General features: G+C 72.8%; 1 protein-coding gene. It reads right to left on the reverse strand.

Annotation, left to right across the window (positions count from 1 at the left end):
- Window positions 1–189: 189 nt before the first annotated feature.
- Window positions 190–963 carry a class I SAM-dependent methyltransferase gene (locus FNQ90_RS24470; RefSeq protein WP_182608331.1) on the reverse strand — a complete coding sequence of 258 codons (774 nt, stop codon included), beginning with the start codon at window positions 961–963 and terminating at the stop codon, window positions 190–192.
- Between the last annotated feature and the right edge of the window lie 90 nt (window positions 964–1,053).

Consider the following 1,053-nt stretch of genomic DNA (forward strand, 5'->3'; position numbering starts at 1 on the left):
GGGTGGCCTGCGGGGCGGGTGATCTGCGGGTCTCCCATCCGCGGGACCACCTCCACCTGCACCGGCACTGACCGGGGCCCCGGAGAAGGGCGAGCGGCCGACCGCGCGCGGTGCGCGGGCGGCCGTTCGCCCGTGTCGGGAGGGCGGACGACGCCCGGTGCGCGGTGTCCCCGGCGCACCCGCCCGCAGTCAGGACAGGCGGGGCTCGGGGCTCCGGCTGACCCGGATCCTGGACTGCTTGTGCGGCAGCTTCTCCCAGTCGTCCATGAAGCGGGCGTGCAGGCCGTGTCGGCGGGCGAGGCCGACCAGGGTCTCGGTGCGGTAGTAGAAGTCCTCCCGCAGCACCTGGTGTTCCTCGCCCTCGGTGCGGTCGAAGGTGAAGTCGAAGAAGCCCTCCGGCTTGAGGACCCGTCCCACGTGGGCCAGGCACTCGTCGATGACCTCGATGGGCGAGTGGGAGAAGACGCTGTGCGCGTGGACCACGTCGAAGTGTTCCGAGGGCAGGAACTCCAGCCGCAGGTCCCGGGTCAGGCTCAGGTGCGGCAACTTGTCCCGCAGGTCGTACTCGGCCACCGTGCGGTGGGCGTACAGCAGGATGTCCGGGGAGATGTCGATGCCGTGGTAGTGCCCGGTGTCGAGGTGGGCGATGAACAGCCGTCCGGCGCGCAGGTTGCCGCAGCCGATCTCGAGCATCCGGTGGTGCGGCTTGAGCCCGTGACCGACCAGGTAGTCGTACTGCATCTTCCCCAGCGCCAGCCACCGCTCACGGTTGGCGCTGCCCACCGCGGCCTCGGGGCTGCGGCGCACGTCGGAGGCCATCACGGCGGAGTAGTAGGAGACGTGGTCGGGGTGCCTGCGGCGCAGCCGGGCGTCACGGGCGGCCCGGCGCAGGTGGGGCAGGATCCGGCCGGGGTGGCGCAGCGCGTATCCGATCCGGTGGCCGAGGCGGGAACGGTTGACCACGAGGCGGCGGTGGACCCGGGCTGCGGTACCGGCGACGCCCCGCGATCTCCCGGCGTCGGGCTCCCCGGGGCCGGGACGGGGGTCATCGGC

Origin of the sequence: Streptomyces alkaliphilus (assembly GCF_014141535.1) — a bacterium.
GTDB classification, from domain to species: Bacteria; Actinomycetota; Actinomycetes; order Streptomycetales; family Streptomycetaceae; genus Streptomyces; species Streptomyces alkaliphilus.